This window comes from Paenibacillus sp. LHD-38 (assembly GCF_031157315.1).
GTDB lineage: Bacteria > Bacillota > Bacilli > Paenibacillales > Paenibacillaceae > Pristimantibacillus.
In genome coordinates this window covers 13,197-39,240 of record NZ_JAVIFU010000056.1, presented here as the reverse complement: position 1 = coordinate 39,240, position 26,044 = coordinate 13,197, and the positions used below count along the sequence as shown (strand labels likewise).

General features: G+C 44.2%; 31 protein-coding genes and 2 pseudogenes. 25 read left to right on the top strand and 8 right to left on the bottom strand.

Annotated features, from left to right (window positions below):
• The first annotated feature begins 218 nt into the window (after positions 1-218).
• From RCO25_RS29685 to RCO25_RS29665, 5 genes and pseudogenes are all read left to right on the top strand, one after another.
• Complete coding sequence (locus tag RCO25_RS29685; RefSeq protein ID WP_308999689.1) at positions 219-677, top strand: RidA family protein; 459 nt, start codon at positions 219-221, stop codon at positions 675-677.
• Between the two features lie 147 nt (positions 678-824).
• Positions 825-1,019, top strand: a pseudogene (locus RCO25_RS29680) (HAD hydrolase family protein); the annotation flags it as partial.
• A gap of 716 nt (positions 1,020-1,735) precedes the next feature.
• The gene (locus RCO25_RS29675) at positions 1,736-2,068 is read left to right on the top strand and encodes a transposase (RefSeq protein ID WP_308999688.1); all 333 of its coding nucleotides are present in this window, start codon (positions 1,736-1,738) and stop codon (positions 2,066-2,068) included.
• Positions 2,069-2,242: 174 nt separating this feature from the next.
• On the top strand, positions 2,243-2,995 hold the full coding sequence (locus RCO25_RS29670; protein ID WP_308999692.1) for an IS3 family transposase: 753 nt from the start codon (positions 2,243-2,245) through the stop codon (positions 2,993-2,995).
• A 93-nt stretch (positions 2,996-3,088) separates the two neighbouring features.
• On the top strand, positions 3,089-3,358 hold the full coding sequence (locus tag RCO25_RS29665) for a hypothetical protein (protein ID WP_308999687.1): 270 nt from the start codon (positions 3,089-3,091) through the stop codon (positions 3,356-3,358).
• Positions 3,359-3,782: 424 nt separating this feature from the next.
• Here the strand turns inward: RCO25_RS29665 and RCO25_RS29660 are convergent, their stop codons facing one another.
• From RCO25_RS29660 to RCO25_RS29655, 3 genes are all read right to left on the bottom strand, one after another.
• Positions 3,783-3,920, bottom strand: coding sequence for a hypothetical protein (locus RCO25_RS29660; RefSeq protein ID WP_308999686.1), 138 nt, complete (start codon positions 3,918-3,920; stop codon positions 3,783-3,785).
• A gap of 276 nt (positions 3,921-4,196) precedes the next feature.
• On the bottom strand, positions 4,197-4,352 hold the full coding sequence (locus RCO25_RS34975; RefSeq protein WP_374992187.1) for an IS3 family transposase: 156 nt from the start codon (positions 4,350-4,352) through the stop codon (positions 4,197-4,199).
• A gap of 70 nt (positions 4,353-4,422) precedes the next feature.
• Positions 4,423-4,656, bottom strand: a complete 234-nt coding sequence (locus RCO25_RS29655) for a hypothetical protein (protein ID WP_308999685.1) — start codon at positions 4,654-4,656, stop codon at positions 4,423-4,425.
• A 918-nt stretch (positions 4,657-5,574) separates the two neighbouring features.
• Between RCO25_RS29655 and ehuB the strand changes: the two genes are divergently transcribed.
• Genes ehuB through RCO25_RS29610 form a run of 9 tightly spaced genes read left to right on the top strand, consistent with a single transcriptional unit; the run spans position 5,575 to position 12,417 of the window.
• Positions 5,575-6,402 (top strand): ectoine/hydroxyectoine ABC transporter substrate-binding protein EhuB, encoded by an 828-nt coding sequence (ehuB, locus tag RCO25_RS29650; protein WP_374992188.1) that lies wholly within the window; start codon positions 5,575-5,577, stop codon positions 6,400-6,402.
• A gap of 1 nt (position 6,403) precedes the next feature.
• Positions 6,404-7,054, top strand: a complete 651-nt coding sequence (gene ehuC / locus RCO25_RS29645; protein WP_308999683.1) for an ectoine/hydroxyectoine ABC transporter permease subunit EhuC — start codon at positions 6,404-6,406, stop codon at positions 7,052-7,054.
• Between the two features lie 8 nt (positions 7,055-7,062).
• Positions 7,063-7,743 (top strand): ectoine/hydroxyectoine ABC transporter permease subunit EhuD, encoded by a 681-nt coding sequence (gene ehuD, locus RCO25_RS29640; protein ID WP_308999682.1) that lies wholly within the window; start codon positions 7,063-7,065, stop codon positions 7,741-7,743.
• Complete coding sequence (gene ehuA, locus RCO25_RS29635; RefSeq protein ID WP_308999681.1) at positions 7,740-8,594, top strand: ectoine/hydroxyectoine ABC transporter ATP-binding protein EhuA; 855 nt, start codon at positions 7,740-7,742, stop codon at positions 8,592-8,594. The genes ehuD and ehuA overlap by 4 nt, the downstream gene beginning before the upstream one ends.
• Before the next feature lie 40 nt (positions 8,595-8,634).
• Positions 8,635-9,153 carry a diaminobutyrate acetyltransferase gene (ectA, locus tag RCO25_RS29630; protein ID WP_308999680.1) on the top strand — a complete coding sequence of 173 codons (519 nt, stop codon included), beginning with the start codon at positions 8,635-8,637 and terminating at the stop codon, positions 9,151-9,153.
• Between the two features lie 33 nt (positions 9,154-9,186).
• Entirely contained in the window at positions 9,187-10,521 is a 1,335-nt protein-coding gene (gene ectB / locus RCO25_RS29625) for a diaminobutyrate--2-oxoglutarate transaminase (RefSeq protein ID WP_308999679.1), read from the top strand.
• 45 nt (positions 10,522-10,566) lie between these two features.
• Positions 10,567-10,962, top strand: a complete 396-nt coding sequence (locus tag RCO25_RS29620) for an ectoine synthase (RefSeq protein ID WP_308999678.1) — start codon at positions 10,567-10,569, stop codon at positions 10,960-10,962.
• Positions 10,963-10,983: 21 nt separating this feature from the next.
• On the top strand, positions 10,984-11,892 hold the full coding sequence (gene thpD, locus RCO25_RS29615) for an ectoine hydroxylase (RefSeq protein WP_308999677.1): 909 nt from the start codon (positions 10,984-10,986) through the stop codon (positions 11,890-11,892).
• A 3-nt stretch (positions 11,893-11,895) separates the two neighbouring features.
• On the top strand, positions 11,896-12,417 hold the full coding sequence (locus RCO25_RS29610; protein ID WP_308999676.1) for a DUF2179 domain-containing protein: 522 nt from the start codon (positions 11,896-11,898) through the stop codon (positions 12,415-12,417).
• Between the two features lie 598 nt (positions 12,418-13,015).
• On the opposite strand, the gene RCO25_RS34970 is transcribed toward RCO25_RS29610, so the two are convergent.
• Positions 13,016-13,144 carry a DUF6199 family natural product biosynthesis protein gene (locus tag RCO25_RS34970; protein WP_374992186.1) on the bottom strand — a complete coding sequence of 43 codons (129 nt, stop codon included), beginning with the start codon at positions 13,142-13,144 and terminating at the stop codon, positions 13,016-13,018.
• 304 nt (positions 13,145-13,448) lie between these two features.
• Between RCO25_RS34970 and RCO25_RS29605 the strand changes: the two genes are divergently transcribed.
• The 5 genes and pseudogenes from RCO25_RS29605 (at position 13,449) to RCO25_RS29585 (ending at position 16,549) form a co-directional block, all read left to right on the top strand.
• Positions 13,449-14,090, top strand: a complete 642-nt coding sequence (locus tag RCO25_RS29605) for an HAD family hydrolase (protein WP_308999675.1) — start codon at positions 13,449-13,451, stop codon at positions 14,088-14,090.
• Positions 14,091-14,388: 298 nt separating this feature from the next.
• On the top strand, positions 14,389-14,553 hold the full coding sequence (locus RCO25_RS29600; RefSeq protein WP_308999674.1) for a hypothetical protein: 165 nt from the start codon (positions 14,389-14,391) through the stop codon (positions 14,551-14,553).
• A gap of 115 nt (positions 14,554-14,668) precedes the next feature.
• Positions 14,669-14,890: pseudogene (locus tag RCO25_RS29595) on the top strand (IS110 family transposase); the annotation flags it as partial.
• 59 nt (positions 14,891-14,949) lie between these two features.
• Positions 14,950-15,405 carry a DUF120 domain-containing protein gene (locus RCO25_RS29590; protein WP_308999673.1) on the top strand — a complete coding sequence of 152 codons (456 nt, stop codon included), beginning with the start codon at positions 14,950-14,952 and terminating at the stop codon, positions 15,403-15,405.
• A gap of 136 nt (positions 15,406-15,541) precedes the next feature.
• On the top strand, positions 15,542-16,549 hold the full coding sequence (locus RCO25_RS29585) for a phosphotransferase family protein (RefSeq protein ID WP_308999672.1): 1,008 nt from the start codon (positions 15,542-15,544) through the stop codon (positions 16,547-16,549).
• A gap of 227 nt (positions 16,550-16,776) precedes the next feature.
• Here the strand turns inward: RCO25_RS29585 and RCO25_RS29580 are convergent, their stop codons facing one another.
• Positions 16,777-17,076 (bottom strand): putative quinol monooxygenase, encoded by a 300-nt coding sequence (locus tag RCO25_RS29580; RefSeq protein WP_308999671.1) that lies wholly within the window; start codon positions 17,074-17,076, stop codon positions 16,777-16,779.
• Between the two features lie 96 nt (positions 17,077-17,172).
• Positions 17,173-18,183 carry an NADP-dependent oxidoreductase gene (locus RCO25_RS29575; protein ID WP_308999670.1) on the bottom strand — a complete coding sequence of 337 codons (1,011 nt, stop codon included), beginning with the start codon at positions 18,181-18,183 and terminating at the stop codon, positions 17,173-17,175.
• 119 nt (positions 18,184-18,302) lie between these two features.
• On the opposite strand from RCO25_RS29575, the gene RCO25_RS29570 reads away from it, so the two are divergent.
• The 3 genes from RCO25_RS29570 to RCO25_RS29560 all read left to right on the top strand — a co-directional run bounded on the left by RCO25_RS29570 (position 18,303) and on the right by RCO25_RS29560 (position 22,350).
• On the top strand, positions 18,303-18,872 hold the full coding sequence (locus RCO25_RS29570) for a TetR/AcrR family transcriptional regulator (RefSeq protein ID WP_308999669.1): 570 nt from the start codon (positions 18,303-18,305) through the stop codon (positions 18,870-18,872).
• Between the two features lie 327 nt (positions 18,873-19,199).
• Positions 19,200-20,777: a GMC oxidoreductase gene (locus RCO25_RS29565; protein ID WP_308999668.1), complete on the top strand. Its 1,578-nt coding sequence runs from the start codon at positions 19,200-19,202 to the stop codon at positions 20,775-20,777.
• Between the two features lie 1,009 nt (positions 20,778-21,786).
• Positions 21,787-22,350, top strand: coding sequence for a hypothetical protein (locus RCO25_RS29560; protein WP_308999667.1), 564 nt, complete (start codon positions 21,787-21,789; stop codon positions 22,348-22,350).
• 371 nt (positions 22,351-22,721) lie between these two features.
• Here RCO25_RS29560 and RCO25_RS29555 read toward each other — a convergent pair whose 3' ends face one another.
• Positions 22,722-23,171 carry a MerR family transcriptional regulator gene (locus tag RCO25_RS29555; protein ID WP_308999666.1) on the bottom strand — a complete coding sequence of 150 codons (450 nt, stop codon included), beginning with the start codon at positions 23,169-23,171 and terminating at the stop codon, positions 22,722-22,724.
• A 118-nt stretch (positions 23,172-23,289) separates the two neighbouring features.
• On the opposite strand from RCO25_RS29555, the gene RCO25_RS29550 reads away from it, so the two are divergent.
• Both RCO25_RS29550 and RCO25_RS29545 read left to right on the top strand, forming a co-directional pair.
• Positions 23,290-24,135 carry an aldo/keto reductase gene (locus RCO25_RS29550; protein WP_308999665.1) on the top strand — a complete coding sequence of 282 codons (846 nt, stop codon included), beginning with the start codon at positions 23,290-23,292 and terminating at the stop codon, positions 24,133-24,135.
• Between the two features lie 159 nt (positions 24,136-24,294).
• Complete coding sequence (locus RCO25_RS29545) at positions 24,295-24,546, top strand: sigma factor-like helix-turn-helix DNA-binding protein (protein ID WP_308999664.1); 252 nt, start codon at positions 24,295-24,297, stop codon at positions 24,544-24,546.
• Between the two features lie 164 nt (positions 24,547-24,710).
• Here the strand turns inward: RCO25_RS29545 and RCO25_RS29540 are convergent, their stop codons facing one another.
• Entirely contained in the window at positions 24,711-25,592 is an 882-nt protein-coding gene (locus RCO25_RS29540; protein ID WP_308999663.1) for a phosphotransferase family protein, read from the bottom strand.
• Positions 25,593-25,739: 147 nt separating this feature from the next.
• Between RCO25_RS29540 and RCO25_RS29535 the strand changes: the two genes are divergently transcribed.
• Entirely contained in the window at positions 25,740-25,910 is a 171-nt protein-coding gene (locus tag RCO25_RS29535; RefSeq protein WP_308999662.1) for a hypothetical protein, read from the top strand.
• Positions 25,911-26,044 lie beyond the last annotated feature (134 nt).

Sequence of the window (26,044 nt, the reverse complement as noted above, 5' to 3'; positions counted from 1 at the left end):
CAGCAACGGCAAACAAAAAACTTTCAAAATTAATTAAAAGTCAACTACAACAATGGATCGCCGGTTTGCCCAGTTATCTCAAGGCTTATCTGCCTATTTCAAGCTGCGAAGTTTGAGTTATTAAGCTAACGGGTAACGTTATGTTGAAGGAATGTATTGACTGATTTTGGAGCAACAGCGTATAATTCTTCCAATTAATAAAGTTTAGGAGGAACACCATGTCTGAACAAACAGTAACCGACAGATTGGAGACATTAGGAATTGTTCTGCCAAATGCTAGTGAGCCCGCGGCTAAATACGCAAACTTCGTTGAAGTGAACGGATTATTGTTTGTCTCGGGAAAGGGACCTACTGGTAAGCCTAGTGGGAAGCTAGGTAAAGATTATTCAACCGAAGAAGGTTATCAGTTTGCTCGGCAGACCGGGATTGAAATTCTGGCTGTGTTGAATTCAGCTTTAGGTTCTTTGGAAAAAGTCAAAAGAGTTGTTAAGATTCAGGGTTTCGTAAATGCAGATGCAAATTTTGAAGAACATCATAAGGTGTTAAATGGCTGTTCTGACGTAATGCTAGATATTTTTGGTGAAAAGGGTATTCATGCACGTTCAGTCTTCGGGGCAGTTTCATTGAGAGATAATCTTCCCATTATCGTTGATTCCATTTTTGAGGTTAAGGTATAGGCATAATTCCCCTCTCTTTTAAGCTAACGGGAGTTCAATACAAAAGGGCTGCCGAGGTAGCCCTTCATTTTGTTAAGAGGTAATCAGTAGGGTTATGTTAATCAGGCGGTAGAAGTTTAAAATAACAAGGGAGGCCTTTTTCATAATATGTACAAGGTTGTATTTTTTGATGTTGACGGCACCCTGTTAAGTGAAATTGATAGAAGCATCCCCCTAAGCACAAAAGAAGCAATCAAGAAATTGATTGATAAAGGAATTAAAGTCGTAGTCGCAACAGGAAGACCGTACAACTTGTGTGAAGAGTTTAAGACTATGGGCATAGATACGTTTATTTCTGCTAATTAGGTAGAAATATGAATGTGCTTATCGCTCTCCATGATGAAATTGCGCGGATAGTATTCACTCATTATTGTAAACAAATGAACATCAAAGATTGTGAAGAAATCGCAGAACGTAATGAAGTTTATAAGAAATTACAAGAAAATAAATTTGATGTATTGTTTATTAACTTTAACGTTTCATCGTTAAATGCTTGGCTTAGCTACAACAAAGTATCGAGACTGACTAAAATCCTCGTTGTTACAACTGAACTCAGCTTAAGATGATAAAAAATGGTGTGAAAATGAAGGTGTTTTCTATGTGACGCTGCCACTTAATTACAAGGCGTTTAAAGCTATAATTGAAACGAATAAATAGTTTGAAAATAAATGCACTACCTATTATTTTGCCTGTAAGCTTAATGACTAGTAGTAACTCTGAGACTTTATTTTCTTTAATAGTAGGATCTAAAGAAGCCTTCCAGAGTAGCTCTCTGCAAGGTTCTTTTTTAAAATTTCGGTCCTCTGTTTTATGATTAAGTAAACCATAGAATAATATTCTGCTTAATTCCTCGAGCATACGTGTATTGATACTTACTTCTTTAAAATTAGGTGTGAGCTTAATCTCCTTAAGAAGTCTAAAATAGACAAGTATAGTATCTCTTAAGCCCCGAAATTGGATTTGAGTCTAAGTTACTTAACGTAGTAAGCTAGATGAAGAATCAATGGAGGAGATTTTTTATGCAACGGAGACGATTTACGATCGAGTTCAAACAGCAAGTGATTCATGAAGCGAAGGAAGTCGGGAATGCTGCACAAGTAGCACGTCGCCATAACATAAATTCGAAAATGCTGAACCGTTGGATGGAACGAGCCGAGCACACAGATTGGAAGACAACAGATTCTTCGGCTAAAGCAATTAGCGTCTATTCACCGTCACCACAGGAGTTTCAAGCACTTGAAGGTGAAAACAAACAACTGAAGGAGATCCTAGGTGAGAAGGATCTGGAGATTGCTGTTCTTCGTGACTTGTTAAAAAAGCAGAACCCAGCTTATCGAACAAAATTGAAATAGCCGATAAATGGATTAAGCTGGGGCATGCAGTTAGCCGCAACCTGCGGATTGTAGGTGTGAGCGAACAAATCTATAATTACCGAAAGAAACAGGCAAGCAGCCAAAACGCTGTAAAGCGTAAAGGCGGTCGGCCTGTGCCTGGTTTCTCAATGACCAAAACAGGCATACCTACCGATTAGTGACAGCCAGATTCAAGAATGGCTCTGTGAACTCTTAAACGGAGAAACGGACGTGTATGGTTACTGCAAATTGACGATTTGCTTGCAGCGTGAGTATGACTTGGTGATATACAAAAAGAAAGTATACCGGTTACTCGATGAGATGGAGATGCTCCAGCCGCAGCGGCGAAAACGATTAAAGCATCCGCGCAAATTGGCCAATAAGCGCGAGATTAAAGCTTCGAACGTACTCTGGGAGATGGACATCAAGTATGGCTACATCACAGGAGAACAGCGCTTCTTCTACTTGCTTTGTGTCATTGATGTGTTAGACCGTGAGGTCATCGATTTCCACATGGGACTGTCCTGTGAAGGGAAACATGCAGCAGGATTGATTCAGCGTACCTTATGGCAGCGACAGCTTTTTGAAACAAAGGAGCGCCCTGTGATCCGTACCGATAACGGGCCACAGTTTATTTCTCATGTTTTTGAGGAGGCGTGTGCAGGGTATGACGTGACACACGAGAGAATCCCTCCAAAGACGCCAAACAAGAATGCGCATATTGAATCCTTCCACAGTCTGTTGGAAGCTGAATGTCTGCAGCGGTATGAGTTCAGCAACTACCAGGAAGCGAACGAGATCGTGACGAACTATATTCACTTTTATAACGAGCGGCGCATGCACGGAAGTTTATATGATTTGGCTCCGAAGCAGTTCCGTCAATCGGTAACTATGCAACAAGTGCAGGCTAAAACAGTTAAAGTGTGAGAAAAACGGAGAAAAGCTACGCCAACGCTAGTTTAAGTGACTGAGACCAAATATTCGGTTGTTTAACCGTTTACATGGCTAGGCGTTACGATTTTGCTACTGTTGATATCTACTGTACTTATGACTCTAAATGATGCGAAAATTTTCCAACTTTCAACGGGTTATAATCGTCATAAAATTGTTTCTGGATACTCAATGGCCACCGATTTAGGGGCTGCTACAGGCCCATTAATTGGTTTTTCATTCATCTCTTTATTTGGAGAGTTAGCATCAGCTTGGGGGGCTTCATTTCTTCTTATTGTTTATGTTCTGACTGAAATTATGTTGAAGAAGTTGTATGGCCACAGTACTGAAAATCCATGAATTAAATGCTGTAAGTACACGTAAACAGAAATTGAAATAAGTACATTGTATGGCGATCAATTATGGGTTTCAAATGGGAAGAGGAAGAGGTCGTCTAATTTTTTCTCGCTTTTACTTTTATAAGCTCAATGTTAAGAGATTTCAGAAATTTGATGGGAGGTTTTCGGTGTTCACTGCATTCCAAAGAGAGCGTATTCATCTGCTACAGTACTGTGATGCTTCATCTTCCAGGTATTCCTCATATATTCCACGTTATTTTCATATCCCGTAACTTTTTTAGAAACGCATTCTCCGCACGAAGCCGTTAGATATCATATTCCATCTTCTTCATCTCGAGTTTTTGGCGATCGGCCTCTGTTAACTCTTCAGGCTCTTTCTTTCTCCTACGGCCATCCTTTAACGCATACTGACCGCCATCTTCGAACTACTTCACCCATTGGTATACTTGCTGGTAGTAAACCTGATACTGTCCTGCTGTCTTATGGTGGTCATGCTGATTTGCCAGGCAATATTGGACAATATCGATCCATTCCTGCCACGTCGTAGAGCGACCCTTTGTCATAGCGCTTTTGCTTCCCAACCGTTTGATGCTTGAACTCATCCGTATAGCTTCGGTTACGTGTACGACTCTCTAGCCCTTTAGAACCATAGAGCTTGTACCGACGCTGTCATTAGAGTCGTTTTATTAATCCGATATTTCTTCGCTGCAGCCTGGAAACCAATATCCCCGATGATACTTCTTCGAGAATAGTGAGTTTCTCCACAGCCCAGTCACGTCCTTCTCTAGGATGTTCTTAATAACGCGGTCACCGAAGTTCCAGTTTCGAGTACTGTGATGCTACTTACGACGTACTCTTGAGCGGAGATCCATCTCTTGCATTAGCCGGAGAACCTTCTTGTTGTTCATCCACACGCCATGATATTGGTCTAGGAACAATTGAATTTGGCGGTACCCGTACACGCCTCTATAGTATTCAAAAGTGTCACGAATCAACTGCTAATCCTTATCCGTGTTAAATGGCTTCACGTATGCGTAGAATCCACTTCGGGAGATACCGATTTCTTTACAAAGCTCTTGACGCTAAAGCTTTTACGAAGTTCGCAGAGAACTGGACAACGGGGCTTTGATAATGCTCGTTGCATACATACGCAAGGTCCTGAGCAAATTGAAATTGCTTCGCTAGCCCTGCACGTGTGTGTTCGAAATCGAATGTTTCTCTGAACGGTTTTTCTACGCTCAAAAAGGCTTTTCCATGGCTTTCTGCTTTAGAAATATCTAGACCAATAACTGGATCCATTCGATTCTCTCCCAATATGTAGATTTATCTTAACGATACTTCTTGTCGCTCGATCGCTTGTTATAGGACTTAATTATAGATAAATAATGAATAAAGAGTCATTGTTAATCCCCTCGAATTTTAGCATACTTTGTCGTTTGTTATAAGTTAGCGAGCAGCTCGTGATTATTAGCTTTGCCGAGCAGCACTAGCTGTCTATCAGAGGAAAAAAACGTAAAGTAAATCTTTCAAGAAGGTGGTTTTTCATGACAGTTGCCCTTTTACTCATACCAAAACCGACAATTCAAATCAATGACCTGCCTTTGAACAATCTTTCTTTCATACGTATGCTTCTTATGTGAATGGTATGAAATGTCGATTGATGGAGTGCTCCTCCACCTATATATCTTGATCAAGTTGAAAGATAAAATCAATAATTTGTTCGTTTTTGCTTTAAATGGGCTTTATAGATCAAATGAAAAGGATGAAGTGTTAATAAAAAAAACTAATAATAATAACGGAAATGAGATTCGTTAAAATTTGGATATTTTTCAGATTTCATGACGAGATATGTCAGAGGAAAAATGTTTATATAGGCTTGTTTTATTAGATTCTTTATTAGGCAAAAGGAAAGGGGGTATGAGAAAGTATCGTTCTCTCGAGTGAAGAGTTATTTATAAATAAATCTTATATAACATAGATAGAGCAATAATCAAACCGTTCAATCGTATACGATTAGAGAGGATATGGAAGGAATTAGGCGTTCTTGTTGGGTGAGCATCCCCCTGATAACGAGAATGGTAAATATGCGGAATTATCACGCAATTCAGGAAATGACCAGCCAGGGAATAGATGTTAGCCTTATTAGGTGTTCGAAAATAAATGTAGAGGATGTGGGAAGGTGTGTGGAAAAATTTGTCTATTTTATTAGCACTGCCAATGCTGTTGTTAGCGGCTTGCGGAAGCAATAACGAGGGTGCAACAGATACGTTGGCTCAAGCACAGCAGCAGGGCTACATAACTGTAGGCTTCGCGAATGAGAAGCCGTATGCCTACAAAAACGAAAGCGGCGAATTAACGGGGGAAGCTGTTGAGATTGCTCGAATTATTTTGAAACGTTTGGAAATCGATGAACTGAGGGGAGAATTGACGGAGTTTACTTCGTTGATTGCCGGCCTGCAAGCCGAACGATTTGACTTGATTACTGCAGGAATGTTCATTAAACAGGATCGCTGTGAAGCTGTATTGTTTGCGGATCCGGAATACAGTATCGGGGAAGGACTCGCAGTGAAAAATGGCAACCCGCTAGGACTTACCAGCTACCAATCCATTGCGGAGCATGCCGATGCCAAGGTTGCGGTCATGGCTGGAGCAGTCGAGGTAGATTATTTGAAGGCTTCCGGAATACCGGAAAATCGCATGCTTATCGTACCGGACCAAGATGCAGCGATAAGTGCCCTGCAATCGGGACGCGCCGATGCGATGACAATGACAGGTCCCGCGTTGCAATCCCGTTTGGAAGCTGCGAACGACAGCACGTTGGAACGGGTTATGGATTTTGAGCAGCCTACTGTAGATGGCGAGAGCATTCGCGGTTATGGTGCAACCGCGTTTCGCTTTGGGGACGAAGCATTCCAAGCGGCATATAATGCCGAGCTTAACAAAATGAAAGAATCCGGCGAGTTGCTGGAAATATTAAGCCAATTCGGTTTCACGGAACAAGAGCTTCCTCAAGACACTACTGCTGCACAGCTCTGTAAGGCTTGAGATGAACGCGCCATGGTTGGAGTGGCTTCCCTTATTGCTTGACGGGACACTCATTACTCTTCAGGTAGCAGCATTGTCGTCTATCGTTTCGTTACTGCTTGCGGCGGCGGCAGGACTTGCGAGCTCATCCCGTTACACCATTGTTAAAGGCATAGCTAATGTTTACGTTGAAGTATTTCGGGCTTGTTCGCTGCTCGTTCTATTGTTTTGGGTCTATTTTGCACTGCCGTTTCTTGATATTGAGCTTTCTAAGCTAACAGCGGCCGTACTTGCGATCGGTTTGAACATTGGTGCATATGGATCGGAGATTGTTCGAAGCTCGATTGCAGCCGTGCCAAAGGGACAGTACGAAGCCGGCATAGCGCTGAATTTATCCGGAAGCATGCGTATGCTTCGAATTATTTTGCCTCAAGCCGTTACTAGGATGGTGCCGCCGTTCGCAAATTTGATGATCGAATTGTTGAAGGCAACTTCACTCGTCTATTTTATAACACTGTCGGACCTTACTTTTGAAGCCATGATTATACGGAATAATTACTATACCTGGACGCCACAAATATTCGGGCTGCTTTTACTCATTTATTTTGTATTATCCTCGTTTATCTCCGTTTCGGCCCGCTTGCTTGAACGCAAGCTTACGGTTTGGAGGTGAAACGTGAATTGTGGAAATGGGATTATGTCGTTGCATTGCTTCCGAAGCTGTTAGATGCCTTTTTGGTTACATTGGGCGCTACGCTAATTGGGTTCATATTATCGATCTTAATTGGTTTAATTTTTGCAATTGCTGGACGTTCGGCTTACAGACTGATTAGATGGACCGTTCGCTCCATTGTTGAATTTATCCGAAGCACGCCGCTGCTCGTTCAAGTTTTCTTTCTTTATTACAGCGTGCCGATGCTGACGGGGCTTGCGATGTCCGCATTTGTAACGGGGGTTATCGCTTTAGGACTTCATTACGGAACTTATATGTCTGAGGTATTTCGTTCCGGCATCGATGCTGTACCGCGCGGGCAATGGGAAGCAGCAACAGCCCTTCATTTATCAAAGCGGAAGACGTGGCTGTCCGTTATATTGCCGCAAGCGCTGCCTCCCGTTATTCCAATGATGGGCAATTATTTGATCGTTATATTTAAAGAGACGCCAACCTTGTCAGCCATCACGCTTGTAGAACTGCTGCTGACCGCAAAAAGCGAGGCATCCGTCTCCTACCGCGTATTTGAACCATATACGATTGTCGGTCTGCTGTTTTTAATCGTCAGTTTGATTTTTTCATACGGTATACGCCGGCTGGAAAAACGAATGCTCCGGCGCGGGCATCCAGAGGGAGGAGAGAAACGATGAACGCTCAGTTAGAAAGAAACATCATGCCTGAAACGGAAAAATCACCCGGGTGTGGTCGGTTAGTCGAACTAACGAGCTATCCGCAAACGAATCCGATTGTTCGTTATCAGTCCATCCAGAAAAGCTTCGGGGATCTGCACGTTATTAAAGGAATTGACCTAGATATATTTCCGGGAGAAAAAATTGCGCTCATTGGACCTAGCGGCTCCGGCAAGACAACGCTTGGCAGGATGCTGATGACGCTAGAGGAGCCGTCTTCGGGGACGATTACAATCGAAGATGAACCATTATGGCAAATGGAGCTAAAGGGGAAGCTGGTTCGGGCCAATGAAAAGCACCTGCAAAAAATGCGCAGCAAAGTAGGGATGGTCTTTCAACATTTCAACTTATTCCCTCATATGACGGTGCTGCGCAATGTGACGATGGCTCTCCGTTCTGTACTTGGATTATCGAAGGAAGAGGCGGAGGATCGGGCGGTTATGATGCTTCGCAAGGTCGGATTGGACCAGAAGCAGCATGTATATCCATCCCAGTTGTCCGGCGGGCAAAAACAACGTGTTGCGATTGCGAGGGCGCTTGTCATGCAGCCGAAGGTGATGGTATTCGACGAGGTAACCTCTGCCCTTGATCCTGAGCTTGTTGGCGAAGTGTTGTCCGTCATCAAAGAAATCGCACTTGAGGGCCAGATGGCGATGATGCTTATAACGCATGAAATGGAGTTTGCCCGCGAGGTAGCGGATCGTGTTATTTTCGGGGCGGAAGGTCTTATTGTTGAGCAAGGTACTCCGGAAGAACTGTTTACAAACCCGAAAAGTGAACGTCTGCAAGCATTTTTACAGCGGTTTCTTTAGAAAAATACATCTGGGCATATAAAAAAAGGAGGTGAGAAGCATGAAGCTTTATGAAACTGAATGCTTTAGTCTGCGCACTCCTGACATCAGTGACGGTTCAGCTGTTTGGCAGCTCATTAGGGATGCGGGCTCGCTTGATTTAAATTCTCCGTACTGCTATATCATGCTTTGCGATATATATCGAGAAACGTGTGCGGTTGCTTGCAGCGGGACGGATATTCAAGGCTTTATGTCCGGTTACCGGTGTCCCGATAAGGAGGATACGTTGTTCGTTTGGCAGGTTGCCGTAAGCGAGAAATCCAGAGGACGAGGCATTGCGAAGGCGATGCTGCAAGAGCTATTGAACCGTAAGGGGAATGAACATATACGGTACGTCGAAGCGACCATCGCACCTGATAATATTCCCTCCAGAAGGCTATTTACGGGACTTGCGGCAGAACACGGAACGGAATGCAAAGTAGCCGAGCACTACGGCAAGCACCTGTTTCCAGAATGGATGAACCATGAGCCGGAGCTGTTGTTTCGTATCGGTCCGCTTCGTAAGCGTCACCATCATTAATAGATCAAACAACAGAAATAAGGAGGGTTTAAGATGAATCAAATGCAGCAGCAAACAGATAAATTGAGTGTATTTGAACAAATGGAGTCGGAGGTTCGCAGCTATTGCCGCAGCTTCCGAACGGTATTTACGAAGGCGAGTAATGCGAAAATGTGGGATGTAAACGGGAAGTGCTATATTGACTTTTTTGCCGGTGCAGGCGCATTGAATTATGGGCATAATGATTCCAATATACGGACGAAGCTGATCGATTACTTGCTGGAGGATGGGGTAGCCCATAGCCTGGACATGGCTACAAAGGCGAAAGAAACGTTCTTGTTAACGTTTAATGAGGTTATCTTGCAACCGCGGAGACTGAATTATAAGGTGATGTTTCCTGGTCCCACCGGAACCAATACGGTGGAAAGCGCATTGAAAACGGCACGTAAAGTGACGGGACGAACGAACGTCATATGCTTCACGAACGCATTCCACGGCATGACACAGGGTTCTTTGTCAGCGACAGGAAATCGCTTCAAGCGAGCAGGGGCAGGTTTACAGCTTGGGGGTACGACCTTCATGCCTTACGACGGTTACTTTGGTGAATCATTGGATACGTCCTTCATGCTGGAGAAGCTCCTGGATGATCCTGGGAGCGGTATTGATCTTCCAGCAGCTGTTATTTTGGAAACACTGCAGGGCGAAGGCGGACTAAACAGCGCTTCCTCCGCATGGCTACGCAGGGTAGAGCAGATTTGCCGTAAGAATAAAATGCTGCTAATCGTTGACGACGTACAAATGGGCTGCGGGCGAACAGGAACGTTTTTCAGTTTTGAGGATTCGGGCATTAAGCCGGATATCGTTTGCTTGTCGAAATCAATTGGCGGTTATGGCCTGCCGCTCGCATTGACGCTCATCAAGCCAGAACATGACATTTGGAGCCCAGGCGAGCATAATGGTACATTCCGAGGCAATAATCTTGGTTTTGTAGCAGCTACCGAAGCGCTCCGTTATTGGAAATCCAATGATTTCCAAAAGGATATCAAGCGTAAGTCCGAAGTCATCTTTGCTTGTTTGGAAAGGTTGGCGGCGGACTACCCGGATTGGATAAGCGAAGTTAAAGGTAAGGGATTTATACAAGGGATGGCCTTCCGGCAACCAAATCTGGCGGCGGGACTATGTGCAGTAGCGTTTAATAACGGATTAATTATGGAAACCTCTGGGCCTTACGATGAGGTAGCAAAGCTCATGCCCCCGCTTACGATTGAGGATGCCGTTTTGAAGCAGGGACTTACGATTATGGAGCAAGCTTTGAAGGAAGTTATAGAAACCGAAAATAAAACAGTAAAGTATGCGGCTGTCGCTAAGGTTGAAGTAACGTATAAATAAACGAATGATATATATGGCTAGCATAGGACAGGAAGGTGCTAGGAAATGATCGTAAAACATTTGTTTGACGTTATTCGTACAAAGGACGATATCGATACATTGACGTGGAATTCGCGGCGTTTGTTGCTTAAGAAGGATGGAATGGGATTCTCGATGCACGATACGCTTATTAAAGCCGGAACTGAAACATTAATTTGGTACCGTAACCATGTGGAAGCCGTGTATTGCATCGAAGGTGAAGGTGAAATAGAGGTCATCGGTGGTAAAGTTTATCCGATCGAGGCAGGAACACTTTATGCGTTGGATGGCAATGAAAAGCATTTGCTGCGGGCAAAGAGCCAAATGCGAATGGTATGTGTGTTTAATCCACCGCTTACGGGCAATGAAACGCACGATGCGGATGGTGTTTATCCTTTAGTTGAAACCCAAGAGACCCAATAAATGTATTAGGGAGTGAAGGTTATGAATCCTATTTTGAAATCAGAGCAGTTAGAGAAACAATCTTTAGCGGATAAGTATCCATCCAGAGTAACCGATGTACCCGTTATTATGAAACGTGAAGACCCTGTGCTCTATTCTGAATGGACGGAGCAAAGTCCTTTGACCAGGGAGCAATCGGATTTCTACGAACAAAACGGTTTCTTGGTTCTAGATCAATTCTTCTCGGCGGAGGAAATTACTGAATGGCGGTCGGAACTGAAAAAGCTTGGAGACATTTATCGTAAGGAAGAGGCGGAGCATGTTATTTTAGAGCCGGAAAGCAGAGAAGTGCGTTCAATCTTCGCCATTCATGATAATAATGAATGTTTCAAAAAGCTGGCCGAGCACCCGCGACTCGTGGGAATAGCGAACTACTTACTAGGATCGGACACCTATGTTCACCAATCCCGCATTAATTTCAAACCGGGCTTTACGGGCAAAGAGTTTTATTGGCACTCAGATTTCGAGACATGGCATGTGGAAGATGGAATGCCGGCTATGCGCGCGTTCAGCTGTTCTATAGCGCTGGAGGATAACTATCATCATAATGGACCGTTAATGGTTATTCCCGGTTCGCATAAGAAATTTATATCTTGCATCGGCAAGACGCCGGACAATCATTTCAAGCAATCGCTTCGCCGGCAGGAATACGGCGTTCCAGATCCGGATAGCCTAGAAATGCTCCGCAAAGAAGGCGGCATTCATACGGCACTAGGCTCTGCGGGTTCCATCATCTTGTTCGATTGCAATACGATGCATGGTTCGAACAGCAACATTACACCGGATCCGCGCAGTAATGTATTCCTTGTGTACAACAGCACGGAAAATAAGCCTCAGAAGCCGTATTCCGGACAAAATCCGCGACCGCTATACATTGCAGTGCGTGAATAAGTAATGAGCCCGTTATTGCTTATTAGTTCGATTGCTATTATTAATATAACCTACGTATCGTTGTTTACGCTGCGCCTAATTTTTCTGATAAAAGGGAGAAGAGGCGCAGCCTCCCTCCTTGCAATGGTTGAAGTATTCATCTATTTAGCCGGGTTGAATCTTGTTCTACAAAATCTTTCCAATCCTATTCATATGGTAGCCTACTGCCTCGGCTTCGGAGCAGGCGTCTATCTGGGGAGCCAAATCGAAGAGTATATGGCGCTTGGCTATTCCGTCGTGCAGGTCATCGCCGATTCCGTTGAGACTACTTTGCCGGACAAGCTAAGAAGCTACGGGTATGGCGTGACGTCTTGGCCAGCGGACGGCAAGGATGGCAAGCGGCTCGTAATGCAAGTGCTCGTCAAGCGAAGTAATGAGAAGAGACTCATGGATAGTATTGCTGCCGATGCACCGCGGGCGTTCGTGATTTCACACGAGCCAAGACATTTTAAAGGCGGCTTTTGGACGAAAATGATTGAAAGGTAGCTAGGCATGCTTACTTTTTGAATAAACACACTCGAAAGCCGGAAATTCGTACGCTAAAGAATCCCGGCTTCTTCTCTGTGAAGTGGTCGTAATGAATTTGCCTTTGTAATTTAATGTCCGTGGAGGATGGCAAGGAGAGTATCATGAATTGGAAAGCAGAACTACCCTATTATAAGGTGGAGCGTGAAATCATCGGCAAAGAGCATATAGAGTCAGTCCTTCATTGAACTAACGAATCCGTTAGCTCAATTGGTTGTGCTTATAAATTGGAATATACCAATCAAGACCAGTAAGACCACGAACACAATTATAAAAGTTAAGCTAAACCTCAATACGTTTGATGCCTGAGGTTTGTTTTGGACTTGATTCTCGAGTGTAGCTATACGTTTTTTTAGTTCCTGAATCTCCTGTTCTTTCTCCATTGGTAATCCCCCTTATCAACGCTACCTATCACACTCCAATATAATACCATATATTGGAGATCTGCCCGTTTCTTTAATGGATTAATTTAACGATTTTATTTCTTAGTTAAGATAAAATCTTATCAATAAAAATATAACCCCTACAACAGTACAAATTATTCCTCCAATTCTTTTATTCAAAATATAAGATCTGAAGTTTCTGTTCCATCTTTAGACTTCCATTGATCATTTAATTCCCAAAAAAATTTTGGATTTAGCATCATTGAAATTCCAATAAAAATAAATAATATGCCAAAAGCAATCATTTTTCACCATTCCCCGCAAAACATGAAAGAGTAAAATACACGCATTAGCATTGATGGTTTCCCCCTAAATCGTTTATAAAAATAATACCACATATTGGAACTATCCTGCCCGTTGGTTTAACGCCTATCAGCTACATATGTACCGCTGGACGTTAAGCTAACGGGCAGGATAGTGTAATTGTAGAATCGAAATTATTTAACAACTTATTTCTTCAGTAACACATCAGTGGCCCGTCTACTTAGGGTGATCAACGGCGCGTGATGGCACGCATGGTTGCCGCAGCTGACAAAGGAGAACGAAACAATGAAAAAGTACATACTCTTCGATCATGATGGTGTTCTGGTTGATACTGAATTCTGGTATTACAAAGCGGGAGAACGCGCTCTGGCTGACATTGGATTTACCTTGGATAAAGATCAATACCTCCGCGACATGACCCAGTCATTGGGCACTTGGTCCCAAGCTAGGGCGGCAGGTATTGATGAACAGACCATCAGCAAGCAGTGTGAGGTCCGCAACGTCTATTATCAGGAATATTTAGGAACAGAAGCCATAGAGATTGAAGGCGTAGTTGAAACTCTAGCCGAACTGTCAAAGTACGTCCGCATGGCCATCGTGACGACTGCAAAACGTGCGGATTTTCAACTTATTCATGAAAAGCGCCAGATTAGACAATTCATGGAATTCGTCCTTGTTCGCGAAGACTACGAGCGCACCAAGCTGCACCCGGAACCATACTTGACCGGCCTAAAGCGCTTCGGAGCTACCAAAGAAGAGACCCTGGTTGTAGAGGATTCAAACAGAGGGTTGAACTCAGCCGTGGCGGCTGGTATCGACTGTGCTATTGTCCATAACGACTTCACAAAAACACATGACTTCTCACAGGCCAGCTATCGAATCAAGACTCTGATTGAACTAAAGGACATTATCTTGAATGTAACCTGAGAGAGCATTCGCCAGCGTGTCCCGTACTCACTTTAAAAGTGAAGAGCAGTGCCGGGCGGCGCGGACTCACGTGATGCCCGTGGAACGTGGAGCTTGGCTGCTGGGTACCACGGCATGTTCGGGTTGGTTATAGTGTGACCGTCCCGACTTCTCGCAGGGTTCGTTAGACTGTTTTTCGGAGGTTTGTGTATTCGACACTGCCTAAACGTCGATGCACTTGTTTAATGGATAACTAAGCTGAATAGTTTCAACTAACGGGTACGATAGTTCAATAAACGCAGCGGCTATCAATAAAGTTATGGAAACAAATAAAACTGAAGATGGCTTTATTATTAAAATCCAACAAGACTGTGAACCTAAATATGGAGAAGGACCAGAAATGCGTTCAACTTTTACTGATGCTGTTAATGCCGATGAAATAAAATTAATTGGCGAGAATGATTCAACTAACGGGACACGATAGCATTCCTGTAGAGCGTTAAATTTCCGCTTTGCAAAAAAACGAGCGCCTCGGTACGATGGAAGTACGCAACGGGTCATAGCCCTAAAAATTCCATCATCCAGGAGGACGCTCTATTATGAAGTTTAAATCGCAAGCGAAACAAAATCAACTCATTGAAAAAATTACCGCTCAACATCTAGTCGTCGGGATCGACATCGCACAGCAAACACATGTCGCTCGTGCTGTTAATTTCCGAGGAATCGTGATCGGTAATCCTCTATCCTTCTCAAACGATGAAGAGGGTTTTCACAGCCTTCTTCGGTGGATCCAATCGCTGCAAGCCGCTCACGCTTTAACGGCAGTGACGAACCAATTTGTCTTGAAATCAAAGATGAATCACACGTCAAAGTACATGGTATGGGGCGTGCTTATTACATTAAAAACAACACGGATAATTTTACTGTAAAAATATTTGAACCAGGTCAGGAATTTCGCCTAAACAGAACGTTAAATGGGAAAGTCGTAAGTGGTCAAGGGGATTTTTCATATTGGATCGAAAAGCTAAGTGTTTATTACGAGTCCAAAACGGGGATGAGATTTTTCCCAGGTACATTAAATATCCAACTTGATGAACCTTACGACTTACCAGCTAACGTAATGCGCTTAGAAAAAGAAGAATATGGCGGATCGGTTTCAGTTAGTATTCAAGAATGCTCGATATTCGGAAGAAAGGCATTTATTTTAAGAACAGACGGCAACGCATCTGATAATGGTGACCATCCTAGAACAATTATTGAAATAGCAACAGACGTAAAATTAAGAGAGTATTATAGCCTTAAGGATGATGACGTTGTAGGAGTTAAATTAAACTAACGGGACACGATAGTTGAATAACACATGGATGAGCAGGCGCAGCGGTGGCCTGCTCATTTCATTAAGCTAACGGGCAGGATACTAACAATCGGAAACGAATTCTTATTTATTGAACTTTGGACGGTGGTGAGTGCAATTGACTACTGAAATACTTTTTTCTTCGAACCAATTGGGTGTAGTGACAAACGAGCAGTTACAGTCGATGCTTAACCGTTTCGACCTAGGAAAACTCATTTCATTTGAAAAAACGCCAAAAGGTGTGGGGAACCAGACCTTATTTGTCAGATCCTCCTCGGGAGTGTATGTGCTTAAAGGAAACCCACTGTTTTCAGGTCAGTTCATTGAAGAAAAATTCTATATAGATAATCTACTTAGTCTAACGAAATTGCCTGTTCCCTCTCCATACCTAGTGGATGAACAGGAAGACATATTTGGTTGGAGTTATTCTATTATGCCTCGTCTTACAGGCAGACATATTAACGAGCCGGAATTTGAAGAAGAACTTAGCGGAGAAGATAAGAAACAAATTGCTGAATTATTAGCAATAAGCTTATGCGAATTACATCATTGGAAAGTAGAAATGTATGGCGAGTTCGATTCAAAATATCGAAATATCCGTCCATTTGAGGGTTCTTATAAAACTTGGCTTTACAACAGAATAAGATATTGGTTGGAGGATGCAAAAAAATATTCAGTAATCACCGCTAAAGATACTGAATGGGTTGAGAATTTATTGACAGCTTCTGAAAAAGTATTCGATGGTTTGCGCTCACCAACCTTCGTCATGGGGGACTTTAAAGCAGATAACATCCTTGTGCAAGATAAACCTGATGGTTGGCTGTTAAGTGGTTTATTTGATTTTACAACCGGTTATTTTGGTGATGGAATTGCTGACCTACCTAGAATGATCGCCATGTATCTAGATAATGGGGAGGAAGAATCTGCAAAGCACTTCATCTCTAGTTATTTCAACAATTGTGAAGCAAAAGAAGCCTTTCTTGAACGCTTTAGGGTCCACATGCTTCACCAACGGGTTTTAGATTGGGGATGTGCCAAAGCAATAAACAATGTCACTTGGGATAATGATCTTCCTTTTTCTCAGTGGTCTGAAAGATACACGGAGTCTGCCGCATTTTTGTTTTGAATGTTCCGCTAACGAGGAACGATAGCTGAACGAAACAAGGAGCACTTTACCGCGGCAGCTGCTCCTTGTTTTCATTAAGCTAACTGGCAGTTATGCTCAGTGATCCGAGCTGATACTTTAGATCAATATAAGCAGAAGGATCCGCCGCGGCGGATCCATTTAACTCATGCTGCAAGAGTAGCCCTGTTCTGTGAGAGAAAGGGGAATCCCCGGTCTACTCGCCTCTTTTACTCCATAAACGAGCGCTCGTTTGAGATATCATATTTTTGAATGTCCATTCTCATCCTGTTTCCCCACTTCATTAAAAACGGCGCCGATTCATGTCTTTCAACATGAGCGGTCAGCGATTCTTGATCTTCCCACCGCTGAACAGTCAGCATGCGTCCGGCGCGTGCATCCTCCAAGGTAAAGGCATAAAAGCGGCATCCAGTTTCAGTTCGCGTGCTGGAAACGACGTCCTGAACGTCTGCAGTGAACTCATTTACGTCAGACGGATTTAGATGTACGTAACCCATGAGTAGAATCATTGATGTTCATCCTTTTTTCTTGAATTAAGCATGCAAAATTTCTTCAAAGCTAATCGCGATTTACAAGGAGTGCGAAAATCATTCGAGCTATCGTCCTTACTCCACCGTGAGTACGATCTTGCCTTGAATGTGCCCACCGGCGGCTCGTTCATGCGCCTTGCGAGCATCGGCAAGTGGAAACATGCTGTCGATGGCGTCGCGAACCGTCCCGGCATCGAGCAAGCGCCCTAATTCCGCCAGCTGTGGGCCGTTTGAGCGCACTTGGGTCATTGATACCATGACGCCCAGCTTTGCGGCCTCCTCGGCGTCGGAGAAGCCTAAGAACACTGGGAACAAAGCGCCGCCACGCTTGAGCGTACGCAAGAAACGACCGGTGGTGGGACCGCCGAGGGTATCGAGGACGAGATCAACGTCATGAGCGATGTCCTCGGGAGGGCTCTTGGTGTAGTCGATGAATTCGTCGGCACCGAGCTCGCGCAGGAACGACTCATGCTTGCCCGATGCCACCGCGATGACGTGCGCACCCTTCCATTTAGCCAGTTGCACCGCTAAGTGCCCCACGCCGCCCGCGGCACCATTGACGAGTACTGTCTTACCGCTCAGCGGCACCGGGCGATGCGACTCCGGTTGAAGCGGATTCGCTTCACTGTGCCCCAGCTCGATCAGGAACTGCCACGCGGTGAGGCCTGCCATCGGCGCCCCTGCGGCGTGCATATGATCGATGCCTGCCGGCTTGAGTGCAAGGTCCGACGCTGGCGCGGCGACGTACTCTGCATAAGCAGCGCTCTCCCCAAAGCTAGGAAAGCGAACCATGCCGAAAACTTCATCGCCGACGGAGAAGCCCTGTACATCCGTGGCTACCGCCTCGACGACGCCCGACACGTCCGACCCCAGAATGACGGGAAAGGGCACCGGCGGCCGCCACTCAGGAGGAAGATCCTTATACCCCTCGCGCAGGTACCAGTCGGGGGGATTGATGCCAACCGCGTGAACGCGGATAAGCACCTCACCTGGCTTCAGTTCGGGAATCGGCGCCTCCTCGTAACGCAGTACCTCAGGACCGCCGAATTCATGCAGACGAATTGCTTTCATTGTATTTATAGACATCTTACTTTCTCCTTTCATGCAGATGAGTTATACTTACCAGAGCGGTGCTCCGTTTAATCGGAGCACTGTTCCGTTTATGATTATACGGAGCAACGCTCCGCTTGTCAAGGAGGTCTCTTATGAGAGCTGATGCTATGAAAAACTATGAGCACATACTCGCAGTCGCGAACGTCGTTATAACCGAGCATGGCGTCGATGCATCACTGCGCGAGATCGCTCGCAGAGCTGGTGTCGGACTAGGCACGCTTTATCGTCATTTCCCGACGAGAGAGGCGCTGCTCGAAGCTTTGCTCCGCGCAAGCTTCGACGAGTTTACGACAAAGGCACGTATGCTCGAAACTGCAAGTTCACCCGAAGATGCGCTCGTGTCGTGGTTACGCGAAATCGTTGAATTCACGAGCAACTATCAAGGTGTTGTGGACGTGATGATGGCAGCCAAAGAGGACCCGGAGTCCGCGCTCCACGCTTCATGCATGACGATGCGCACAGCAGGCACGCAGCTTCTCGCTCGTGCCCAGGCAGAAGGTTTGGCGCGTACCGACATGGATGGTGATGATCTGTTCTCGTTAGCTGCTGCGCTTGCGTGGCTCAGCAACCAACCGTCGTCCGCGCCAAGGGCTGACTATCTCTTCAATATTATTGCGAGCGCGATCCTGACGAATCGAGCGAGCAGCGATTTCGGGGTTTAAATTAATTCGTACTGCTCTAATAGGGGACTGTGGCACAACACAAAATATTGAACTAACTGGGAACGTTAGTTGAATGCATCAAGGAATCAGATCGCCGTCGCTGTCGCCACCTTTTTCGTTACGATAATTAAAATAAAGAGCTCCACATATTAGTCATACATAATATGTGGAGCTCTTTATTTTATTTGATTTTCTTGATTATAGGTCTTGATAATTTTCAGTCTAATGGTTTATTTTCTTTTAACATTAACCGGGTCAAATTCGCCATAATGCCAAGCGGTAGCCGCATATTCATGTAACAAAGCCTCAGGAAATAGGTGATGGGGGATGAAAATACAAGTCGCTGCAGCTAAAGACACCCTACGGAAAATAGCGCAAGCACACCGGCTTGAATTGTCCGATCTGATCTTGATGAATCGGCATATTAGTGATCCGGATTCGAATCTATCCGGAATGAACGTGTTTATCCCGGATAAGGCGGCCATGAACCGGAATCAAACGGCGCTCCTTTCTTGTCCTCCCGAAATACCTGCCCGCTTAATCGACCAATGGATTCCGCTTACGCCCCTGAGCGAAATGACAGACATTGAATACGATGTCCTCATCATCGGGACGGGAGGCGGGGGCGGCGCCATGCTCTGGAGGCTGTGCGAACGTCTCAGAAGCAGCCGGATGCGAATCGCCGTTGTCGAACGGGGGGATTTACTTCTTCCGACGCATGCTTTAAACGTCCCGACATTCTGGGATTGGTCCCGGATGCTGGAGTATTTCTTAAATCCGAAAATATCTACGCCTATTGGCAAATTTCTGCCGGAGTATTCCGGGGCCAGGCTCGTTTATGCCCTCGGGGGAAGAACGCTGTTCTGGGGAGCGACTACGCCTCGCCTGCCTGCCTTTGAGTTAGCAAGCTGGCCGATCTCCTATAAGGAGTTGGAGACGTACTACAATATTGCCGAACAAGCGATGGCCGTCAATGCCGGAACACTGACGCCACTCAGCCGAGTCATCTTGGGCCGGCTCTGGGAAGGCGGTTACCCGGAATCGAGCGCGCTTCCGCAAGCGATTGGCCGCGGGCAGTTCAGCTCTATCGTATTCATGGGGGAGGCGCTGCGCTATCGGCCATACGAGCTGGCCGTCAATGCCAGAGCCGTTCAAGTCATGACCGAGAATGGAAAAGCTGCCGGCGTAAAAGTGATGTCGCCGGATAAAAAACCCTTTTTTCTTAAAGCCAAAAAGGTGGTCGTTTCCGCAGGAGCTCTGGAGTCTCCGCATCTGCTCTTACATTCCGGAATTCCGGGCAGAGCCATTGGACATTATTTGATTAATCATTCTTTTTTGAAGTCGCCTGGGAAGGTTGCGGACGCTTTGCCGGATGGCGGAGGATCCATTCTGATCCCGCAATCCGAAGATCGGCCTTATCAGGTGCAAATGTATCTGTTCGGAGGGACGGATTATCTTTGCGATATGTTCGGCAGAGTCGAACCCCAATATGAAAATAGTGTTACTTTGGATGAGCTTAGGAAGGATGAGTATGGGGTCCCGGGCATTCAGGTTCATTTTTCCTACAGCAGCAAAGACAAATCGGTCATTAGCCGGATGGTCGATGGCGCCAATAAAATAGCCTCTGCCATTGGAGGCTCCTTGGCGTCAACCGCCGGCATGCCGGAGATTTGCATCCTCCCTCCCGGTGCGGACTACCATGAAGCGGGGACATGCCGCATGGGCAATGACCCGGCTTTTTCGGCAACCGATCCCTTCGGTCAGATTCACGGCGTATCCGGTCTTTATGTAGCGGATAATAGTGTTTTGCCTACGATAGGAGCCGTCAATCCGACATTGACGACCTCTGCCTTGGCAATGCGGACAGCCGATCATATCATCCGGCAGCTCATGAACGACGGGTGAGGATATGGACATGTCTGGTGGTCATAGAGACATATCTGGTGCTCATATAGACATAATGGTAAACGCTCGTATTAGGCCTCGTACAGGCCGCGAGTATTCCAGGACAATGCTGTGAAAAGCAGCGATTGGCGGCGAAAAGCGGCTAGAGAAGGATCCACTTCAGGCAGCGCAACTTAACCTTGAACTCCGGGGTGAGGGCGTTTTTTCTGGAGGGGATCTTTTTCGCTCGTCTGGAGCCCTATAACGTTACATGCTTTCTCGTTCCATTGCACTAAATACATCCCTGCCTGGACGAAGCTACAATGGGAGGGTGGAGAGTGCGCGGCCTAAGCCTCGCGGAAAGACTAATTAACTCTATCCGCGGTCATGAGGTGATTAGTTTCGTTTTGCCTAACTAATTCGCTCAATCCGAGAACATGAGGTGATTAGTTAGTAAACTAGCTTGCTCATTAGTTGGACAAAAAGGTGAAGTCATAGTAAAGAAACCCTCGAAAATCTCAGAGATTTATCCAATCGAAAATGTAATTGAACAGTTTAGATGTAACTTTGGACTTAGTCCAGAATATGAAAAACAAATTCATGAAGCCGGATTAAGAATAGTCGGAACAGATTCAATAGGGAACCCAAGAATAGTTGAAATACCTGAGCATAAATTCTTCATCGGTACGTTATTTGTTCCTCAACTAAGCTCGAACTCGGATTCTACACACTGCATCGTTGACTCCTTTATTAAATGTCTTTAACCAGCTATAAATCAGTTGGGATATTACCTGACCGACTTTTAGTGCGTTTCATATATGATTAAGCTAACGGGAGACGATAGTTAAATACCGAAGGGCTGCCGCGTGGCAGCCCTTTTCTCAGTTAGCGGGCGACATGTTCATAAGAATTGAAGATTTTGCATAGAAGTCAACCGAAACTGAGTTAGGTGATGGGATTTTCAGGATACCGTAACAATTGATTTCTAAACAACGTCTATAGATGGCATACAAAGCATAGGGGGCATGATATGAGAAAATCACAGCTGTATATTCTTATTTTCACTTTACTAATGGTGATTCTGACGAGTTGCGGGAAAGGAGATAATGCACAATCAACGTCAATTGCCGATTTAGCGGTCATTTATTCAACCCTTGAAGAAATAACAGATGATTCAGAACTCGTGGTTGAAGTTACGATGACTGGCGAATTCGAACAAATACCTGAATATGAGGGTGCAAATTTTAAACTCACAGATGCAGAAGTAAATGAGGTAATTAAGGGTGATGAAAGTTATAACGGCGGTAATATTAAGATTTTTGAATTTGCAGCATCTAACATAACAAAGAAAAATGACAAGTTTGTTCTGTTTTTGCACAAATATGAAGGGCCGGTTACTTCAGAAGAAGCATTTGTCATTTCCGGTCTCTACCAGGGCAAGTTTAGAATAGATGACAAAGGAAAAATAAATTATGATGCAGCTAAGAATAATGGTGAAGTCACATTTCAAGATGAACTGAGTAATAAGAGTCTTGTGGAGTTTAAAACATCGATTAAAGAAAAAATGAAGAAAAGTTCAGGGTATCTGAATTAAGCTAACGGGACACGTTAGTTTAACGAGTTCTAGCCGCTACCCGATTACGAAAACCGGAATCCTTTTGTAGAATAAAGGGTCCGGTTTTTTCATGTAATGAATTGCTTATTAGCGTACGATTTTTTCCGTTTCGTGAGGTGACCCCTTCATTAGCAGCGGCATAATAATGCCGGCCTGTTGGAGCGAGCTGACGGAAAAGCTACTGGCTTGCAGTCCCGAATTCAAGGAACTTTGGGAATTGCACGAGGTAGAAGAAGATGCTACTGCCATAAAGTCCTGCATCACCTGGTGATCGGAGAACTGGCCTTCGACTATCTGTCCTTTGAGACGACAGCAGATTTACTCATTGCTTTGCAATCGCATGAGCAACGTCATTTGGCACCATCTTTCTTGATAGAGTCCCAAACTTCATGTATTTCATACTTAAGAGGCCATTTAGCGGGGTTGGAGCTATCAGCAACTACACCCTCCATAATGTTAAGGTAATAATTGGTTTTGGCTTCCAAATAATCAACTGTACTTTTCACTTCCTGCAATTGAAGAAGGGCACGTTCTCTTTGTCTTAAAATGATCTCGTAGCGTTCCTGAATTGTAGAATCGCCTTTTATGCAAAGATCTGCATAGGTTTTAATATCTTCGATAGACATCCCGCATTGTTTTAATATCTTTACACCGATAAGCCAATTGACGGATTCCTCATCGAATAGGCGGTTGTTATTTTGATCTCGCAGTATGCTTGGTATTAATCCCTTATCCGTATAATAACGAACCGCATGCTCGCTTAAGTCAAGCATTTGTGCCACTTTTTTTACCGTGTACATGAAATTCCTCCTCATGAATGTACAAATAAACCCCTCTTGCCTTCGTGTAACACGAATGCTGTAATATGTTAATTGTAGCAGTCGGAAGGCCTAAAAATCAACAATAGGAGGAATTGAAATGGAATTCGCAACCTTGAACAATGGAGTAAAAATGCCTATTTTGGGCTTTGGGGTTTACCAGATTCACGATCCGGAGGAATGTGAAAGATGCGTGCTTGATGCTATCAGCGTGGGTTACCGTTCCATTGATACCGCACAGGTCTACCAAAATGAAGAAGCAGTAGGCCGTGCGATCAAAAAAAGCGGAGTGTCGAGAGAAGAGTTCTTCATCACCACTAAAGTTTGGATTTCCAATGCAGGTTATGACAAAGCAAAAGCATCCATTCAGAAATCCATGGACAAACTCCAGCTTAATTATCTAGACTTGGTCCTGATCCATCAACCATTTAATGATTACTATGGAACGTACCGTGCGATGGAGGAATTCTATAAAGAGGGTAAAATCAGGGCGATCGGGATTAGCAACTTCTATCCGGATAGATATGTCGATCTGGTGGAGTTCAGCGAAGTGGTGCCGGCTGTGAATCAGGTGGAAACCCATGTCTTTAACCAGCAGGTAAAAGCACATGAAATTATGAAAAAGTACAATACGCAGATTGAATCCTGGGGTCCTTTTGCGGAAGGAAAGAATCATTTATTCACTAACTCAACCTTACAAGAAATTGGCGATAAATATAACAAATCTACAGCCCAGGTTGCTTTGCGCTTCTTGATTCAGAGAGACGTAGTGGTCATTCCCAAAACGGTCAATAAAAATAGAATGGAAGAAAACTTTAATGTATTTGATTTTACACTGACAGTGGAGGAGATGGAGAAAATAGTCGCACTCGATACAGGCGAAAGTTTATTCTTCTCCCACTATGATCCACAAACCGTAGAGTATATCATTAATCTCGGCAAATAAAGGTCGGAGTAAATAAAAGAGATCTTCTGGTTATAGTCCTATCAGAAGACAAACATAGTCTAATAAGACCCGCGCCAGGCGCGGGTTCTCTATTTTAATGGCTCTAACATTGTCGAGGAAGAACCAGTCGTCGATTGTACTTCGGAGGCCGCTGAAGGGATGATGAGCATCCTGAATCGCATGCCGGATAAATATCGGGAGGCGCTTGAGCTTTCCGAGCTGCAAGGCATGTCGCAGAAGCAGTTAAGCGAACATCTGAATATCTTCTATTCGGGAGAGCTAGTGAAAGAGATGTTGACAAGCTGCTGTTCTATCGAAGCGGATCATTACGGGAATATCGTAGAATACTGCGTCATTCATGATGAACCGAAACCAAGAAGAAGTCCGATTAATATCCAATACGCTAATTGAAGTTCCCTGAGAGAACTCATCACATGCCGGATTTGCTTGTTCCGTATAAGAGATTTATTTATTTCGCCCTACTTATGGTACGGTTCTCCGCGCTGTCTGTAACGGCAAGTTTAAAGGCCATCCTTTGTGGGATGGCCTGCCCTATCAAATCTAAACAACTATACTCAATAACCTACCGAATTCCTTAAAGTAAGAATATTTTCCTGAAGGAACGTTTGATTTTTTTCAATTCCTCTGTTTTTACACCAAACAACTGCGTTGAAAGCATCGTAAAAATCATAAAATGGCAGCACTCTTTCCAGAGCCAACATAGGTCGAATCGAATGATAACCTTCAATGAACGGTAACTTTGTTCTCGGATTGACTTCCCAAATATATCGATTGACTTTTGTAAAATCTATTTCCGACGATCCACCACGGGCACTCTCGAAATCAATAATGCCAGCAACCTCGTTACCATTCACCAATATATTACCTGGTCTAAAATCCATGTGAACAATGCATGGTCCGTCAGGATCCGGTAAATCAGAGAAAACTCCATCAAAGTGAAGAATACATCTCTCATACAATTCTGAGTCGAGAATCTCTTTGCATGGCTCTTTCCACTTTTCAAAATTACTTTTGATATGTAATCTCCAATTATTTTGGTCAAGTAACTTGAAACCATCGGTTACATGGTAACCATACCCAGGAGTTTTAACCTCATGGAGCATAGCATGATACACGCCAATTTGAAAAGAGAGTTTCTCATCAATGTCTCCTGAACAATGCATACCTTGAATTGCTGAAAGAAGCAATGCTCCAGTAGTACTTTCATCCCCGTACCAAATGTCCAATACCTTAGGAACAGGTATTACACCCTTTAATGTTTCAAGCATCTGAAATTCACGGAATAGTTTATCCTTGTTAAATGGAATTTTTACAAACACGTTTTCTCCACTGGCAAGAGTAAGTTTGTATACATCAGAACTAAATGACTCTGGAACATCTTCAACATTCAAGACGTTCAACTTTAGCTTTTCTATAACTTTTAGAATGGAACTCATATGTTACCTCCTGTTTTGGAGCGATTCTTCCGATTTGTTTCTCTGAAAACCGAATCGAATCCAATATCTTACATATATCATATTTTTGACCCAGTACCAAGACCCCTTTTTCGAGGGGTCATTTTCATTTTCAGGAGGGATGTAAGTATGAGAATCATCAAGACACAGCAGGACTTAGACGTACAAGGTTATCGATATATTCGATCATCCCCAATTCCAGTCCTTTCAAAAGTAGCCGAATCATCCGGCTGCGGCGGCGTTATTCAAAAAAGCACACTTTTTGGACACATACAAAAACAGTCACCTTTTTATGTCTAAAAAGTATGCTTTTTTTCTTTGCATAGTTTCCCAATAGGGCACACCCTAATGGGACGTTGAGAACAGACGGTAGAATCTCGGTTTATAGCATCCCATTTTCATGTTTCATGTCCCAAATATCGTGTTATGATTTG